The 16,375-nt window shown below is 45.5% G+C and carries 13 protein-coding genes; 3 read left to right on the forward strand and 10 right to left on the reverse strand.

Annotated features, from left to right (window positions below):
• The first annotated feature begins 124 nt into the window (after window positions 1–124).
• Both thrC and ung read left to right on the forward strand, forming a co-directional pair.
• Complete coding sequence (thrC, locus tag ACXAGK_RS06150) at window positions 125–1,408, forward strand: threonine synthase (RefSeq protein ID WP_474854899.1); 1,284 nt, start codon at window positions 125–127, stop codon at window positions 1,406–1,408.
• Window positions 1,408–2,079 (forward strand): uracil-DNA glycosylase, encoded by a 672-nt coding sequence (gene ung / locus ACXAGK_RS06155; RefSeq protein ID WP_474805302.1) that lies wholly within the window; start codon window positions 1,408–1,410, stop codon window positions 2,077–2,079. Before thrC ends, ung begins: the two co-directional genes overlap by 1 nt.
• Window positions 2,080–2,155: 76 nt before the next feature.
• Here the strand turns inward: ung and ACXAGK_RS06160 are convergent, their stop codons facing one another.
• The 3 genes from ACXAGK_RS06160 to tal form a co-directional block, all read right to left on the reverse strand.
• Window positions 2,156–2,332 carry a DUF3545 family protein gene (locus ACXAGK_RS06160; RefSeq protein WP_081765847.1) on the reverse strand — a complete coding sequence of 59 codons (177 nt, stop codon included), beginning with the start codon at window positions 2,330–2,332 and terminating at the stop codon, window positions 2,156–2,158.
• A 362-nt stretch (window positions 2,333–2,694) separates the two neighbouring features.
• The gene (pgi, locus tag ACXAGK_RS06165; RefSeq protein ID WP_474854901.1) at window positions 2,695–4,344 is read right to left on the reverse strand and encodes a glucose-6-phosphate isomerase; all 1,650 of its coding nucleotides are present in this window, start codon (window positions 4,342–4,344) and stop codon (window positions 2,695–2,697) included.
• A 15-nt stretch (window positions 4,345–4,359) separates the two neighbouring features.
• Complete coding sequence (gene tal, locus ACXAGK_RS06170; RefSeq protein WP_474854903.1) at window positions 4,360–5,319, reverse strand: transaldolase; 960 nt, start codon at window positions 5,317–5,319, stop codon at window positions 4,360–4,362.
• A gap of 386 nt (window positions 5,320–5,705) precedes the next feature.
• Here tal and yaaA point away from each other — a divergent pair, with 386 nt between their 5' ends.
• Window positions 5,706–6,482 carry a peroxide stress protein YaaA gene (gene yaaA, locus ACXAGK_RS06175; RefSeq protein ID WP_474854905.1) on the forward strand — a complete coding sequence of 259 codons (777 nt, stop codon included), beginning with the start codon at window positions 5,706–5,708 and terminating at the stop codon, window positions 6,480–6,482.
• Between the two features lie 129 nt (window positions 6,483–6,611).
• Here the strand turns inward: yaaA and ACXAGK_RS06180 are convergent, their stop codons facing one another.
• Genes ACXAGK_RS06180 through ACXAGK_RS06210 form a run of 7 tightly spaced genes read right to left on the reverse strand, consistent with a single transcriptional unit; the run spans window position 6,612 to window position 16,369 of the window.
• Complete coding sequence (locus ACXAGK_RS06180) at window positions 6,612–8,198, reverse strand: class I adenylate-forming enzyme family protein (protein WP_474854907.1); 1,587 nt, start codon at window positions 8,196–8,198, stop codon at window positions 6,612–6,614.
• A gap of 16 nt (window positions 8,199–8,214) precedes the next feature.
• Window positions 8,215–9,087, reverse strand: coding sequence for an SDR family oxidoreductase (locus tag ACXAGK_RS06185; protein ID WP_474854909.1), 873 nt, complete (start codon window positions 9,085–9,087; stop codon window positions 8,215–8,217).
• The gene (locus ACXAGK_RS06190) at window positions 9,088–10,908 is read right to left on the reverse strand and encodes an acyclic terpene utilization AtuA family protein (protein WP_474854911.1); all 1,821 of its coding nucleotides are present in this window, start codon (window positions 10,906–10,908) and stop codon (window positions 9,088–9,090) included.
• Entirely contained in the window at window positions 10,895–12,913 is a 2,019-nt protein-coding gene (locus tag ACXAGK_RS06195) for an acetyl/propionyl/methylcrotonyl-CoA carboxylase subunit alpha (protein ID WP_474854913.1), read from the reverse strand. Before ACXAGK_RS06195 ends, ACXAGK_RS06190 begins: the two co-directional genes overlap by 14 nt.
• Window positions 12,914–12,920: 7 nt before the next feature.
• Window positions 12,921–13,730, reverse strand: a complete 810-nt coding sequence (locus ACXAGK_RS06200) for an enoyl-CoA hydratase/isomerase family protein (protein WP_474854915.1) — start codon at window positions 13,728–13,730, stop codon at window positions 12,921–12,923.
• 29 nt (window positions 13,731–13,759) lie between these two features.
• A complete protein-coding gene (locus ACXAGK_RS06205; RefSeq protein WP_474854917.1) occupies window positions 13,760–15,373 on the reverse strand; it encodes an acyl-CoA carboxylase subunit beta in 1,614 nt (537 codons plus the stop codon).
• Between the two features lie 3 nt (window positions 15,374–15,376).
• Window positions 15,377–16,369, reverse strand: a complete 993-nt coding sequence (locus tag ACXAGK_RS06210) for an NAD(P)H-dependent flavin oxidoreductase (RefSeq protein ID WP_474854918.1) — start codon at window positions 16,367–16,369, stop codon at window positions 15,377–15,379.
• Window positions 16,370–16,375 lie beyond the last annotated feature (6 nt).

A 16,375-nucleotide genomic window follows, 5' to 3' on the forward strand; every position in this document is an offset into this window, starting at 1 on the left:
GCAAAGGTACATGAATTCTTAAAAGCACATGATTTCTTAAAGTCATAGTAACTTATAAAAGCACAGTGATTTTTTAAAAGATTAAAAGGGTAGCCTATCTGCCCAACTATAAAGGTAACAGCAAGTGGAATTGGTAAATTTAAAAGATTCATCGGACACAGCAAATTTTGCTGAAGCCGTTAAGCGCGGCTTAGGTAAAAACCAAGGGCTTTATTTTCCAGAGCATATACCAACACTAGATAATATTGACGAACTGTTGGAAAAACCGTTTGTCGAGCGCAGCATTGATGTGCTTCGCGCGCTCATCGGTGACGAACTCAACAATGGCGAGCTAGAAGAAATTGTTAAAACCGCATTTGCTTTTGGTGCGCCGGTTGAGCAGGTTAATGATAATGTTTACAGCCTAGAGCTTTTCCACGGTCCAACACTGGCATTTAAAGATTTCGGCGGCCGTTTTATGGCGCAAACTCTTTCGCGCATCAGCGAGGGCAAGCCAGTAACTATTTTAACCGCAACATCAGGTGATACAGGTGCCGCAGTTGCTCACGCGTTCCATGGTATTGATAACATCAACGTGGTTATCTTGTTCCCGAAAGGCAAGATTAGCGCGCTGCAAGAAAAGTTATTCACCACGCTAGGCGGTAACATTCATACCGTTGCTGTAGAGTCAGACTTCGATGCATGCCAATCGCTAGTGAAAACCGCGTTTGACGACCCTGATGTGCGTGAAGGTCTTCACTTAAACTCAGCAAACTCAATCAATATTAGCCGTTTGTTGGCGCAGGTTTGCTATTACTTTGAAGCAGTAAGTCAGCTGCCAAAAGAGAAGCGTGATCAGCTTGTTATTTCAGTACCTAGCGGCAACTTTGGTAACCTGACTGCTGGCATGATTGCTAAATCTTTGGGTCTACCTATTAAGCGTTTTATCGCTGCAACTAACCTAAACGATACGGTACCTCGCTACCTTAAAACTGGCGAGTGGGATCCTAAAGCGACGGTTGCAACTATGTCTAACGCGATGGATGTTAGTCAGCCAAACAACTGGCCTCGTATTGAGGCGCTTATAGAGCGTGGCTACATCGATAAATCGTGCCTTAAAGGTGAGATGGTAGACGAAGAGTATACTCAGCTTGCAATGCGTCAATTAGCTCAACAAGGCTATACCAGTGAGCCTCATGCCGCTATCGCCTATCGCGCGGTAAGTCACGACTTAGAAGACGGTGAAATTGGTTTGTTCTTAGGAACAGCGCACCCGGCTAAGTTCAGAGAAACAGTTGAAAACGTGTTAGGTAACCCAATCAGTTTACCGAAAGCGTTGGCCGATGTAGCGGGAGAAGACAGCTTAGCGGTGGACTTACCAGCGTCCTACGATGCACTTAAACAGCACATGATGGATTTGCTTAAGTAATGTCATCATCGGAGTTGACTTGGCAAAGCACGTTAGGTGATGAAAAACAAAAAGACTATTTTGTTGAATTGCTTGAACGGGTGAAAAACGCTCGTGAAGCGGGGAGTGTTATCTACCCGCCTCAGTCTGACGTATTTAATGCACTTAAATACACCCCGCTTGATAAGGTTAAAGTCGTGATCTTAGGGCAAGATCCCTATCACGGACCTAATCAAGCACACGGGCTATGTTTTTCAGTAAAAGCGGGCGTTAAGACACCTCCATCTCTGAAAAACATGTACAAAGAATTGTCAGCCGATATAGACGGTTTTAGCGAGCCTAATCATGGCACGCTTACGTCTTGGGCAGAACAAGGCGTACTTTTACTCAATACCGTGCTAACGGTAGAGCAGGGGAAAGCCCACAGCCATGCGAAATGGGGATGGGAAACCTTCACCAATAAGGTAATCGATGTGGTCAATACGCACGGCCACAACGTTGTATTCCTTTTGTGGGGAAGTCACGCGCAAAAAAAAGGTAAGCACATAGACCGTGAAAAACACCACGTCTTACATGCACCTCATCCATCTCCGCTTTCAGCGCACAGAGGCTTTTTAGGTTGTAAACACTTCAGCCAAACCAACCAATATTTGGTCGACAAAGGTAAAACGCCGATCACCTGGCAGGTATAGCGTTAGCTTTTACGCTAAGTATTTACACCATGCTAGAAAGTAAAAAGGCCGCCTGTATTACAGGCGGCCTTTTTATTTATCTTTCCAGTGTCTCTAGCTCGTACTCGAAACCACAATCGAGTTCGGCGAGTTCTTTTTCTAAAGCGTACCTATCGCGTAGTGCCTCGATTTCTCTCCACTTCCTTTTTTTGCTTTTGGTTTTTGCTGGGCTTGCTTCGATGTCTAACATGGCAAATAGATCTGATTTATCCACTGGGATCTCCTTTTTATACCACTACAACTAATACAGAGTTTTTGTTTTTAATTCCCTCTGTACGATTTTGTATCACAGCCGCCACTAAAATAAAATAGTTTAATTTACCTTTTATTAACAAATTGTGACGATATGATGACAAGGGTTAGGAAATGTCCAGTGTGTTTAAAGCGTGAACAATAACTGTATGTAATTGATCCTATTTGGTTTCTTAGTAATCAACTGTACAGTGTTACGGGCATCAAAAATGTCTGTCGTGTGCTTGATAAATACCGCAACAAAAAACGGCTAGCTTCCGAAAAAGCTAGCCGTTCAGTTTGTTATTTGCACCAAGTGGGTGATTTTAAATCACCTCGCATTCCTTATTTTGGTGCATTCGCTGCTCTGAATTTAGCAATCAATTGTTGTGTTGAAGCGTCGAAATTATCTTTGTCTGCTTCGCCTTGAATGCCAGCAAGTACTTGGTTTCCTAGTACTTTACCCAACTCTACGCCCCATTGGTCGAATGAGTTAAGGTTCCAGATAACACCCTGAACGAATACCTTATGCTCATACATTGCAACCAGCGCGCCAAGTGTTTTAGGCGTAAGGCTATTAAACAAGAAAGTATTGCTAGGCTTGTTGCCAGGCATGGTTTTATGAGCCGCCAAGCGTTTGCGTTCAGCGTCGTCTAGGCCTTTACCGTCAAGGTCTGCATAACACTCTTCAAAGGTTTTACCCTGCATCAGCGCTTGGGTTTGACCAAAGCAATTAGACGCAAGCATAGCGTGATGCGTGTCGTCTTGGTTAGGAACGTTAAGCGGCAGCATAAAGTCTGCTGGTATAACCCCAGAGCCTTGGTGAATAAGCTGATGGAAACTGTGCTGCCCGTTTGTACCTTCGCTACCCCAAATAATTGGGCCAGTAGGGTAGTCTACGCTTTCACCTTCTTGCGTTACTTCTTTGCCATTACTTTCCATATCTAACTGCTGCACGTAAGCAGGCAAGCCGCGAAGATAGTGGTAATAAGGCAGTAGAACATGCGACTGTGCATCGAAAAAGTTTCTGTACCAAACGCCTAACAACGCAAGCAATACAGGCATGTTTTCTTCAAGCGGTGCCGTCGTGAAATGGGTATCCATCTCAAACGCACCTTCAAGTAAGCCTTTAAAGTTTTCGAAGCCGAGAGCTAATGAAATAGGTAGGCCTATAGCAGACCAAAGCGAATAACGACCGCCTACCCAGTCCCACATAGGGAAAATGTTATCAGCGCTGATACCAAATTCGGTCGCTGCTTTAACGTTTGAAGATACCGCGACAAAGTGCTTAGCGATATCTTCTTGTGTACCGCCAGACTTTAAGAACCAGTCTTTAGCCGTTAGCGTGTTCTGCAGCGTCTCTTGGGTAGAGAAAGACTTTGATGACATAACCACTAGGGTTTCTTCAAAATCAACGCTAGATAGCACGTCGTGAATGTGGCAACCGTCAACGTTGGCAACGAAGTGAACCTTAACCGCCTCAACCGTATGAGGTTTTAACGCCTCGGTCATGATTTTAGGGCCAAGGAACGAACCACCAATACCAATCGCTACAATGTGCTTAATAGGTTTGCCAGTATAGCCCTTGTGTTCACCACTGTGGATTGAAGCAGTAAAGGCCTCAATTTTCTCAAGAGTGGCGTGCACTTCAGGCATGACGTCTTCGCCGTCTACCATAACTTTGCGGTCAGAGAAGTTACGAAGCGCGGTATGCAGCACTGCGCGACCTTCTGTTGAGTTAATCTGCTCACCAGAAAACATAGCGTCACGAAGGGGTTCTAGTTTACATGCGCGTGCAAGGTCAAAAAGCCCTTTAAGTGCGTCATCATTTACACGGTTTTTCGAGTAATCAAGAAAAATGCCGCAGGCTTCAAGCTGCATATTATCTGCACGGCTTGGATCTTGTGCAAACCAGTCGCGCATATGGGCATCTTTTACCGATGAAGCGAGTTCAGATAGCTTTTTCCATTCCGGAAGAGAAGTTAAAACACTCATTGTCTAGTCAGTTCCTTATGCGCTTAGTTTTTCGCGAAGTAAAGTCTCAAGCTTTTCTTGGTCAGCTGCGAAGTTGCGAATGCCTTCAGATAGTTTTTCCGTTGCCATCGCATCTTCGTTCATTGCCCAGCGGAACTCACTTTCTGTCAAACGGTCGCCTGGCGTTTTTGTCGCACCATTGTCTTTAAGCTTAACTTCCAGTTCACCCGGCTCATTTGCCAGTTCTTCAAGTAGTGCAGGGCTAATAGTTAGACGGTCGCAGCCGGCCAGTGCTTGAATTTCGCCAATGTTGCGAAAGCTCGCGCCCATTACAACTGTGTTGTAGCCGTGCTCTTTGTAGTAATTGTAAATTTTGGTTACTGACACTACGCCTGGGTCCTCATCTGCTGCGTAAGATTCAGTGCCAGTCGCCTTTTTGTACCAGTCTAGAATACGACCTACAAATGGAGAGATAAGGTAAACGCCTGCTTCTGCACATGCTTGCGCTTGGGCGAAACTGAATAGCAGAGTTAGGTTGCACTGAATACCTTTTTTCTCAAGTGCTTCAGCAGCTTGAATACCTTCCCACGTAGACGCAATTTTAATAAGAATGCGTGACTTATCGATACCTGCATCTTCGTATAACTGTACCAAACGCTCTGCTTTTTCAATAGTAGCGGCAGTATCAAACGATAGGCGGGCATCAACTTCTGTTGAAATACGGCCAGGGATGGTTGCAGAAATTTCTTTACCAATGGCTACTGCTAACTTGTCAGAGGCATCAGTTAATTGCTGGTCAGCATCGTTTGACTGAAGTTTTGCCCACGCTACAGCGTCATCGATTAAGCTTGCATACTGAGGAAGACCTGCTGCTTTTAGCAGTAGCGACGGGTTGGTAGTAGCGTCAACCGGCTGATATTTTTTGATGGCATCGATGTCGCCGGTATCGGCAACTACGGTAGTGATATCACGTAATGAAGCTAACTGATTGCTCATAATTCTCTCTGTACTTTATCAATAATAAATTTGGACAACTCGCTAGAAAAGCCAGTTGAATAAAACGATACGCTTGCGCGTTTTTGTAGGATATTGCGCTTGCGTTTTCTCTTTGTTTACTTAGCTTTTAAAAAACAAACTAAGCTAAGTCGAAAAATAGCGCTTTGGTTTTCAAGAAGCACTCATAAGCAGTGCTTCAAGGTTATTGTTTGAATATTTTTTGTAATGCTATTTATATCAAACCCGTGTGACAATTCATACATTGAATAATGACAAATTCGCTAATCGGATTTCTCTGTTAAGCCAATTTGTGTCTTTCTTATGCCATTTTGCTTTTTACTGCGTATCAGGTGGTACAATAGCTGTATCTAATTTAAGGAGTCGAAATGTTAGTTGTAGTATCCCCAGCAAAAAATTTAGATTTTGAAAGCGAAGTTCCTGTAAGTCAGTTTACACAACCTGACATGCTTGAAGACACTGAACGTTTGATGGAAGTGTGCCGCACTTTGTCTCCGGCTGACTTATCATCGCTAATGAAAATAAGCGATAAACTGGCAACCTTAAATGCTAACCGTTTTGCTGAGTTTTCTACACCGTTCACACCAGAGAATGCGCGTCAGGCAATGTATGCATTTAACGGTGATGTTTATACTGGGCTTGATGCTTACTCGCTAGACAGCGACAGTGTAGAATACGCACAAAAACATCTTCGTATTTTGTCTGGTCTGTATGGGCTGCTAAGACCGCTAGACTTAATGCAGGCCTATCGTCTAGAAATGGGCACTAAACTCGCGAATCCTGAAGGTAAAGACCTGTATGCGTTTTGGGATGATCGCATTACCTACGTCTTAAACAAGGCGTTGGAAGCGCAGGGTGATAATGTGTTAATTAACCTTGCGTCTAATGAATACTTTAAAGCAGTAAAGAAAAAGTCGTTAGACGGCATGATTATTACGCCAACCTTTAAAGATTACAAAAACGGTCAGTATAAAATTATCAGTTTCTTTGCGAAGAAAGCCCGCGGCCTAATGGCGCGCTACATTCTTGAAAACCGTGTTGAGGATGTAGAAGGCTTGAAAAACTTCGACGTAGACGGCTATCAATTTAGCGAAGAGCAAAGCTCATCGACGGAACTTGTGTTTCTGCGCAATCAGGTAAGTTAAGAGGAAGTCCAGAAATAGAGGGTAAGCAAGCTTGTCTATTATCTCTTAAAGCAATAGTGCCCCCTTCATTTGATGTGAGCGTGCTGATGTGGGTAAACCATCATTATGGAATACCCACTTTTAGTTGACTCACTGTATAAAAAAGCTTTTATATTGCTCTCTTAGCGCTACTTTACGAATTTTCCCTGTACTTGTCATTGGTAATGCCTCGCAAATAATTATATGTTTGGGTACTTCAAACTTGCCGAGCTTTTCCTTACAAAATGCATTGATGGCTGGCAACATCTCTTGTGTTAAGTCATTACCCACTATGCATGCGCAAACCGCTTCACCCCAGTGAGGGTGGGGCACTCCTATCGCAGCTGCAGCTTCTATTTCTTTCACTAAGCAAAGCGTTTGCTCCACTTTTTGAGACGACACATTTTCTCCTCCAGACTTAATGGTATCTTTTACCCTGTCGATAAACATTAGTTGGCCTTTACTATCAATAAATCCCAAGTCGCCCGTGTGGTGCCAACCAAATTTATAAGCGGCTTTGCTGGCGTCTTCATTTTTATAATATCCATTCATGACCTGCGGACCTCGCCAAACTATCTCACCTGTTTCGCCCTGTTCCACTTCAACACCTTCCTCATTTATTACGGCCTGCTCGTTAAGACAAAGGGGAACACCCCAGTAATTACCCTCTGCAAATTCAGTTTCACAACCGTCTTTGAACAAACTAGAAACAGGACTAAATTCTGTTTGCCCACTGCCTAAGTGGACTTTGCAGCCAAAAGCATCGCGAATTTGCTGACGATTCTGTTCACTCATTGGCGCCATACCGTAAATGGCTAATTTAAAGTGGCTAAGGTTTCGTTCGTGAAAGTTATCTGTTGCCATTAGTGCATTCCACATCATAGGCAAAAGCACAGACGTTTCTATTTTTTCATTTTCTAAGCTGTTCGCTATTTGAATAGGATCGAATGTAGCGTGAAGCGTACAGCATCCACTTCTTAAAAACGTAGGGTAGAGTATTGAAAGGGCGGTACAGTGAAATAGCGGAAGAACGAGTAACATTCTGCACTGTGCGCTTAGTTCTAGTTCTATTGCCGCGGTAAGTGCTGCAATGGTTAATGAAAGGTGAGATGTTTCAACCGCTTTGGGTTTTGAGGTGGTCCCAGACGTGTAAATCATATGGGCTGTGTCTCTGTCGTTTATTATCCTGTCTTCAATTTCAGCGTCGCTACGCTCTTTGATAAAGGGCTCAAATGCGAACGTTGCCTTGCCCTTATCTTGGCCTAATTGAATGGTAAAACGTATGTCGTCATTATTATTCGTGCTTGCAAACGCAAGATCTGAGAGTAGAGGGTCGAAAACGACTACTTTGGAACCGCTGTGTTCAAGATTAAAGGTCACGTCGGCAACGCTTTGCATAAAGTTAATAGGCACTGCGATAACGCCCAGTTTGTAGCAGGCGAAGTAGGTAACAACAACATCTATCTGGTTTACCGCTAATATCGCCAGCTTATCGCCTTGTTTAATGCCTTCACGCATCAGCGCATTGGCTAATTTATTAACTTTTTTGTTGAGCTCGTTATAGGTTACGGTGCGGCGTTCATTATGATAAAAGTCGACTAGTGCAGGCAAACTGCCGCTATCTCGTGCGCGCCTGCGCAATAAGTCTCCCATGGCTACGCGTTCTACCAGGTTTCTTTCTAATTGTTGTGTTCTCATGCTTGTGTCCTTGTCGTTAACGCAAAACCTCAGGTGTAATGCTTCTGTGGAAGCCATCCCACGTTTCGCTGGCAGGCTGGTGAAGGTTCTGCAAAGGGAAGAGTGCTGGAGCTGACCCCATGCTGGCACCACCGTCTACAAATAGTGTTTGCCCAGTGATGAAGTTTGCTCCCTTGCTTAGTAGAAAGCACACCGTAGAAGCGATTTCAGCTTCGCTGGCAATTCGTCCTAGCGGAACCGCGTGCTTCAGGTTTTGAATAGCGAGTTTCATATCTTCGGGGTAGGTGTCTAGCCCTGACGATGCTACCCACCCAGGCGCAATAGCATTGACCCTAACGCCAAATGAACCCCATTCCCACGCCGCGGTTTTAGTGAGGTTTTCCACACCTGCTCGGGCGGCACCAGAATGTCCCATACCCGGCATGCCATTTTTGTTGTCAGCGGTAATGTTGACAATATTGCCGCTATGAGTCTTAAAGTGCTTATTGAATAGGGCTTTCGCCATTAAAAAGCCACCAAGTAAATTAGTTTGAATAACGCGTTCAAAACCGTTTTGGGATATGTGCGAGAGTGGGGCGCGAAACTGGCCGCCCGCCATGTTGACTAACCCGTGCACGCGTTTATGCTGCTCAAGCAATGCGTTTACTGTGTGTGACACGTCTTCTTCACTGCGAATATCAAGCGTGTAATAACAGGCTGTGCCTCCATCGCTTTTGATTTCTGCAGTGGTGTTTATAAGCTTATCTTCACTTCGACCAATCAAAATAACGGTTGCACCTAATGAGGCAAGTTCATGAGCAGTACATCGTCCTATACCGCTGCCTCCTCCGGTGATAACAATCGTTTGCTTTAAAAAGCTTCCTGCTGCTAACGTTGATTGATATGGCATTCACTCACCTTTGTGTTTGGTAAAAGGGATCAACGACACTGGCACGTTAATAGGCATGGTTAATAACGTTTGCGCTGCTGATTTGCCCTGGCTATCAGTGCGAAGAGATGCGGTGCCGCCGCCTCCTAATGCATCAGTGAGTAAAAAATTAAAGCTGTTAATGCCAGGTAGGGCATACCGAGAAACACTTCCTTTTACTGAATAAGCAAAAAATTGCTTTACCACATCAGCAGTTAGAGTCCGGTTTAAAAAGGGAAAGAGCTTTGGATGTCGCGCGATCACCCCAATGTTTAAGTTGTTACCTTTGTCGCCGCTTCGGGCACAAACCAACTCAACTAATGGAAGAGAGACTGAGTGCTCATTTTCAAGCTGTGCTTCTTGAGTAGGTTCAGGACGACATGCTTCTTTCTGAAATTGAATGGGAGCAGCGTCAGTTTGGTAAGTAGTGTGCGCCACAATGACGTCATTTTTTTGAATACTAACCGAAACCTTTTTCTTGTTGATTAAAAATGAGTGCACCCGAATAAGAGGTTGTGGCTTTGGGCGACCAGCGCCAAATCCCGCCATACCAGGCGCAGCCGATGTAGCCAAATACGCCATTTCACTGGCACAAAAATAAAGGGCTTTACTATCACTGTGATGAAGTGTGAATTTGGCAATGACCTCTCGCGTATGTTCTGCATTAGCATGGGGGCCAAAGGTTGCTTCGCTGCCTAATATTTCAATACAGGTGTCTTTAAAAGGCGGCATACCACTTTCTTTGAGCGCGCGTTCGGTTCGTGCAACCAGCGCATGAATATTGGTAAGCGCTTTTTGTTTTGCGTTAAAACCTGCAATAAAAAAAGCGCCAGTAAGTTTATAGCCGTCTATGTATGTTGCACATACTTTGTAGTCGTTACCAGGTGCTTTGCCTTTTGCACCACACACACGAACGGCGTTGCTATGCGTTTGCTCTAAAGATACTTGGGTAAAGTCGCAACAAACATCGGGTAGAAGATAATTCGCAGGGTCGCCAATTTCGTACAGCAGTTGCTCGGCCACTGTGAAGGTTGTTACCAGCCCACCAGTGTTTGGCGGGATCACAATAGTAAACTCGCCGTTTGGTTCAACCTCGGCAATGGGGTAGCTCATGTCTGAAAAGTCGAGCACTTGCTCCCAATCGGTAAAATTCCCCCCGGTGCACTGAGCACCGCATTCGAGCAAATGTCCTGCAAGCGAACCTTGCGCGAGCGCGTTGTAATCGTCATAGCTCCATGAAAACTCATGCATTAAGGGCCCAAGCACGAGCGCGCTGTCTACCACTCTACCCGTAATCACAATATCAGCACCGGCAGCTAACGCATCGGCAATTGGCTGGGCGCCTAAATACGCATTCATCGACGCAAGTGCATTAGGTAATTCATTGCCATTATCAAGGTCATGGGTGTTAGTTTCAGCCAAGATTTCATTGCGCATATTGTTAAGCAAGTTATCACCGTACACGCCTACAATATTCAAATTTAGGTTGAGCTGTGCACACAGCGCATTAAGCGATTCTATGCAGGCCGGCACGTTGACTCCCCCCGCATTTGCAATCACTTTTATGCCTTTTTGTGCACAGTCTTGCAGTACGTCTTTCATGGCCACGGTGATAAAGTCGACGGCATAGCCTAGCTTTTCATTCTTTGCTTTGGCTTGCGATAAAATGGCCATTGTCACTTCGGCTAGGTAATCAAAAACAAGGTAATCTATGTCACCTTTTTCAACTAACTGCCTTGCAGAAAGTTGACTGTCTCCATAAAACGCTGAAGCACCGCCTATACGAACCTTATTTTTGTTCATGGATGACCTCATCGGCTTGAAGTATGGTGGCTATGGTTTGTTTAGATTTAACCTGATCGCCAGCCGCAATTGAAGATAGGTGAACAGTACCTTTTATGCCTGCTTTAAGGGGGTGTTCCATTTTCATCGCTTCCATAATGGCCACCGTATCACCTGCATTTACGGTATCACCTTGCTCTACAAGAAGAGCAACGATGACACCGTCCATCACTGCATTCACTTGCGCTGTGCCCTGTGTTTTTTGGCTATCTACTTTGCTGTGCGTTACGCAGCTAAACGTGAAGTGACCTGTGCCATCGTCAATAAATAATGTGTTACCGTTCGCAGCGTATGAGACCGTGCTTCGCAACTTATCTGCTTCTACTACTAGGCTTTGTGGCGTTGAGTCTAATAACGTAAGTGTTACTTCTGTTTTAGTACCTGTATCGCAGATTCGATAGTGATTAGTGAAAGGTGTAACAGTCATTGATGCGGTGACATCGTTGCAAGTAATAATGATGGGGTAAGCAAAGCCCATGGTATGTTGCCAAGTGGGTGTGAGCTTGTTTAATGCATTACCATAAACCAATGCACTGGCATGTTTGTTTTGCGTTAACGCAAACAGCAGCGCAGCTTTCGCTAATAACGAAAACGATGGCGAAAGGCTGCCTTTCATGTCGTCGTTTTGTGCGTGTTGCTCAATAAATGCCGTTGTTACATCGCTTCCCAAGAACGCAGGGCTTTGCACAAGGTTTTGTAAAAAGTGTTTATTGGTATTTATTCCAATTATCTGTGTTTCGCGAAGCGCTCTCGCCATTTTTCTAACCGCGCTCGCTCTGCTTTCAGCTTTAACAATTATCTTGGCAAGCATGGGGTCGTAATGACTGCTTACTTCCATGCTCTGATAAACGCCGTGGTCGGTTCTAGCGCTCGTGGCAGGTTTCCATACTTTTACCTTCCCAGTTTGTGGCATGAAGTTTTGGCGCGGCTCTTCAGCGTACAGGCGCACTTCAATGGCGTGACCGCTTATTTGAATGTCTTGCTGTGTGAAGGGTAGTGATTCTTCACAGGCTACTCGCAGTTGCCATTCAACTAAATCTAGTCCCGTCACTAACTCTGTAACCGGGTGTTCTACCTGCAAGCGCGTGTTCATTTCTAAAAAGTAAAATTGCTTGTCGCTATCAACTAGAAATTCTACCGTGCCTGCACCACAGTAGTTACAAGCCTTTGCAGCAGCCACAGCCGCCTCTCCCATGCGTTTGCGTAGTAGCTCATCCACAAACGGTGACGGGGCTTCTTCAATCACTTTTTGATGCCGGCGTTGAATTGAGCAGTCTCTCTCACCTAAATAAAGCGTGTTGCCGCAGCCGTCTGCAAAAATTTGAATTTCTATATGCCGAGGCGCAATTAACGCACGCTCTAAAATAAGTTCGTCATTTCCAAATGCGTTTAAGGCCTCAGATCGAGCCGTAGAAATATGAGCTGCCAAATCATTGGCTTCATGCACTAAACGCATACCTTTGCCGCCACCACCAGCGCTGGCTTTCACCATTAAAGGAAAGCCAATGTTTTTGGCATTTTCTATGAGTGCCGCATCACTTTGGTCGCTACCTTCATAACCTGGAATACAGGGAACATTAGCCTGCAGCATGGCTATTTTTGACAAGCGTTTGCTACCCATTAAGGCTATGGCGTCTGCGTTAGGGCCAATAAAAGTTAAGCCAGCTTTTTCACATGCACGTGCGAAGTCAGCATTTTCTGATAAAAAGCCATACCCAGGGTGGATAGCGTCTGCCTGTGTTTGAATTGCAGCGTCTATCACTTTTTCACTGTGAAGATACGATGATGTAGGATCGGCAGGGCCAACGAAAACAGCTTCATCAGCTTGCTGTACGTGCAGCGCGTTGCGGTCTGCTTCGCTATAAATAGCAACGGTAAAAAAGCCAAGTTTGTGTGCGGTTCGAATAATCCGACAGGCTATTTCGCCGCGATTAGCAATGAGTATTTTTTGAATGTTTTTCGTCATAATGTGTTCACTCACACCAAGAAGGTTTGCGTTTTTGAATGAAGGCTTGGGTTCCTTCTACCCCTTCTTCAGACGTCAGCGACTTAACAAACGCCGTAGCAGCGCCGTCAAGGATCTGTTCAAGTGGCGTGTTATTTAATCCTAATAACAAGCGCTTGGTATTTGAGTTTGCTTGCGGTGCGCATTGTTTTATTCGGGCAATCTCTTTGTTTACCTGTTCGGAAATGGCGTTTGTTTGACAAACTCTATGCACTAAATCCAAGCGCAATGCCTGTTCGGCATTTAGCTTTTCACCAGTAAGTGCCAATCTTTTCGTTTGATCGATCCCAATGCGGCTAGCCACAAATGGTGCTATTTGTGCGGGAATAACACCTAACCCCGTTTCAGGAAGTGCGAAAAAGGCGCTATCACAGGCAATGGTTATATCTGCTACACAAGCTAGGCCAAAACCGCCGCCAAGTACCGCGCCTTCAACCACAGCAATGACTGGCGTGGCAGAGTGTTTTACTTGAGTAATCATGCGACCGAAGCTACGATTGAAGTGCCAAATAGTGTCTTCTCGCTCAGATTCACTCAACGACGATAAATGCATGTCAGAAATATCGCCGCCAGCGCAAAAGTTGCCATGGCTTCCCTGTATTACGACGACCCGTAAATTATCAATATCTTCAACGCGTTCAAAACACTGCATGACCTCCTCAACCAATGTTAAATTCATGGCATTTTTCTTATGCGGGCGGTTAAATTGAATGTGTAATACGTTGTCAGTAAGCCGTGCGGTAATTTCTTTGAATACCATTGATTCTAAGTGGGGCATCCTGTTGTCCTCTTTAGTCAAATTGAGGCCTATAGCCTGCCTACGCCAAAGCTAGTAGGGTGAAGTTGCTTCGTTTTAGCGTGCTGGCAAATAGAAAGAACAAAAGCAACAATAGAGCGTGTATCTCTTGGATCTATAATGCCGTCATCCCACAAGCGAGCAGAATTAGCGAGGGCACGTGATTTAGCTTCCATTACAGAGACGGTATGTTGTTCTAGTGCGGTTAGCTTTTCCTCATCTACGCTACCGCTTCGCATCATTTTGGCGTGAGCAACGGTGCGCAGCACACTGCCAGCTTGGGCGGGGCCCATCACGGCGACCACTGAGCGGGGCCATGAAAACATAAAGTCAGGCTCAATGCCCCGCCCAGCCATGGCGTAGTTCCCTGCGCCAAATGAACCTGCCAGAACAATGCTTATCTTGGGAACAGTAGCATTGGTAACTGCTTGAATGAGTTTTGCGCCGTGCTTAATGATACCTGCGCGTTCAGACTCTGTGCCCACTAAGAAGCCGGTGGTGTTGTGTAAAAACAACAAAGGAGTGCCAGCTTGTTCACACAACTGGATAAATTGTGCTGCTTTCGCTGCGCCTTTCGCAGTAATAGGCGCATTGTTGCCTATAACGCCACACGGTTGCCCTTCAATGGTGATGTATCCGCACACGGTGCCCATATCAAACTCGGGTTTAACGTCAACAAAATCCGATTTATCAGCGATACGGGCAATGACTTCGCGCACATCAAATGGAGTCTTGGCGTCTTTGGGAACGATGCCAAGTAATTCATCTGAAGTATAAACAGGGGCAACATCGCTAGGTGTAGTAGCTTCGGAAAAATCTTTATTCCAGCTCAGCATTTGCGTAACTTCACGGGCAATGCGAATACCATCGGCATCGCTCTGAGCAATGAAATCTGCTACGCCAGAAACCTCACTGTGCATCTCTGCGCCACCTATTTCTTCGTCAGTGGCTATTTCCCCTGTTGCGGCTTTCAGTAAAGGCGGGCCTGCAAGGTACACCGTAGATTGATTGCGTATCATAATCACATAGTCTGACAGTCCAGGCTGATACGCACCGCCTGCTGTGGCACTGCCATGCACAACCGTTATTTGCGGAATACCTGCGGCCGACAAGCGAGCCTGCATAGCGAAACCTGCTGCAGAGAACCCAAACCAATCACCTAGCGAAGTAAGGTCGCCGCCACCGCTTTGCGATAACGCTATCACCGGTAATTTTTGCTGAAGGGCAATGTGATACAAGCGCAGCCGCTTTTTGCTACCAAGTTCGGTTATGCTGCCACCTTTAGTTAGGTAGTCATCAACCATAACAATACAGCGAGTGTTAGCGACAAAACCAATGCCAGCTATTACTCCGCCACCGGCAGCACTGCCGTCTTTATCGCCTTCTTGCAGATATCCACATAATGTTGAAAGGGGAAGAAACGGCATGTTGGGGTCAAGCAATAAGGCGAGTCGATTGCGTGGTGACAGTAGCCCTTTTTCTTCGTAACGCGGTGCTTTTTCTTGCGCGTTTTGAATGACGTTTTGCTCGATAGTGCGAAATTCGGCAACGGCGTCTTCCATAGCGGCGTAATTGTTGCTATACGATGTATTTTTAACGTCAATATTAGACTGAAGAATGGCCATGACTTAGCTTCCTGAGTGCGCGGTTTGATGTTCCGTAACGTGATTAAACAATGGCGTTGTGGCCGCTTTATTGTATTCCCCTTCAAGTTGTTCAATCAGGCTATGTACTGGCATCACCGAGCGAATTCCACTTACACCATGCCCTGCGCTCCACATGTCTTTCCAAGCGTTACTGCCGCCCAAGTCTAAGTCGACATTTTCTTTACCCTCAACCGACGCCAAGTCTACGCCAGCGCGAGTAATAGAGGGTTTTAAGAAGTGACATTTGACGCCAGTGAAGGTGTCAGTAAACACAAGATCGTTTACGTTGGCGTTAATCAACATGGTTTTGTAATCAGGGTCTACTTCGGCTTCGTTCGTAGCAATAAAGCGTGTGCCCATGTAGCTGTAATTAGCGCCTAAAATCTCTGCGGCTCTAATTCCGTAACCATCATTAATAGCGCCAGCAAGTACCAGTGGGCCTTGCCAAAACTCTCTCACTTCACGCAGAAGCGCGAAAGGGTTTACCTCTCCTGCGTGCCCACCAGCACCAGCGGCAACTAAGATTAGGCCGTCTGCACCTGCTTCAATGGCTTTTCTCGCGTGGGCTACAGTTATTACGTCGTGAAAAACAATGCCTCCCCACTGATGGACTGCATCAATAACAGGTTTAGGATTACCTTGGCTGGTAATAACAAACGGCACTTTATGCTTTTTGACTATCTCGAAGTCCGCATGAAGACGCTTGTTCGAAGCGTGCACCACCAGATTCACAGCGTACGGCGCAACTTTGGCTGCTGGGTTAGTTCGTTTTTCTTCATCTAAGGCTGCGGTGATGGTGGTCAGCCATTCATCTAACGCTGTTTGAGTGCGAGTATTAAAGGCGGGAAAACTACCTACAACGCCATTTTTACACGCGTTAATCACTAAGTTTGGGCTAGAAACTAAAAACATGGGGGCGCAAATTACGGGTAGCCGCATATTTTTGTTCAGCATATCTTGAACTGTTTTCATCATAAAAAT

It is taken from the genome of Alteromonas sp. ABM1_013 (assembly GCF_056160505.1).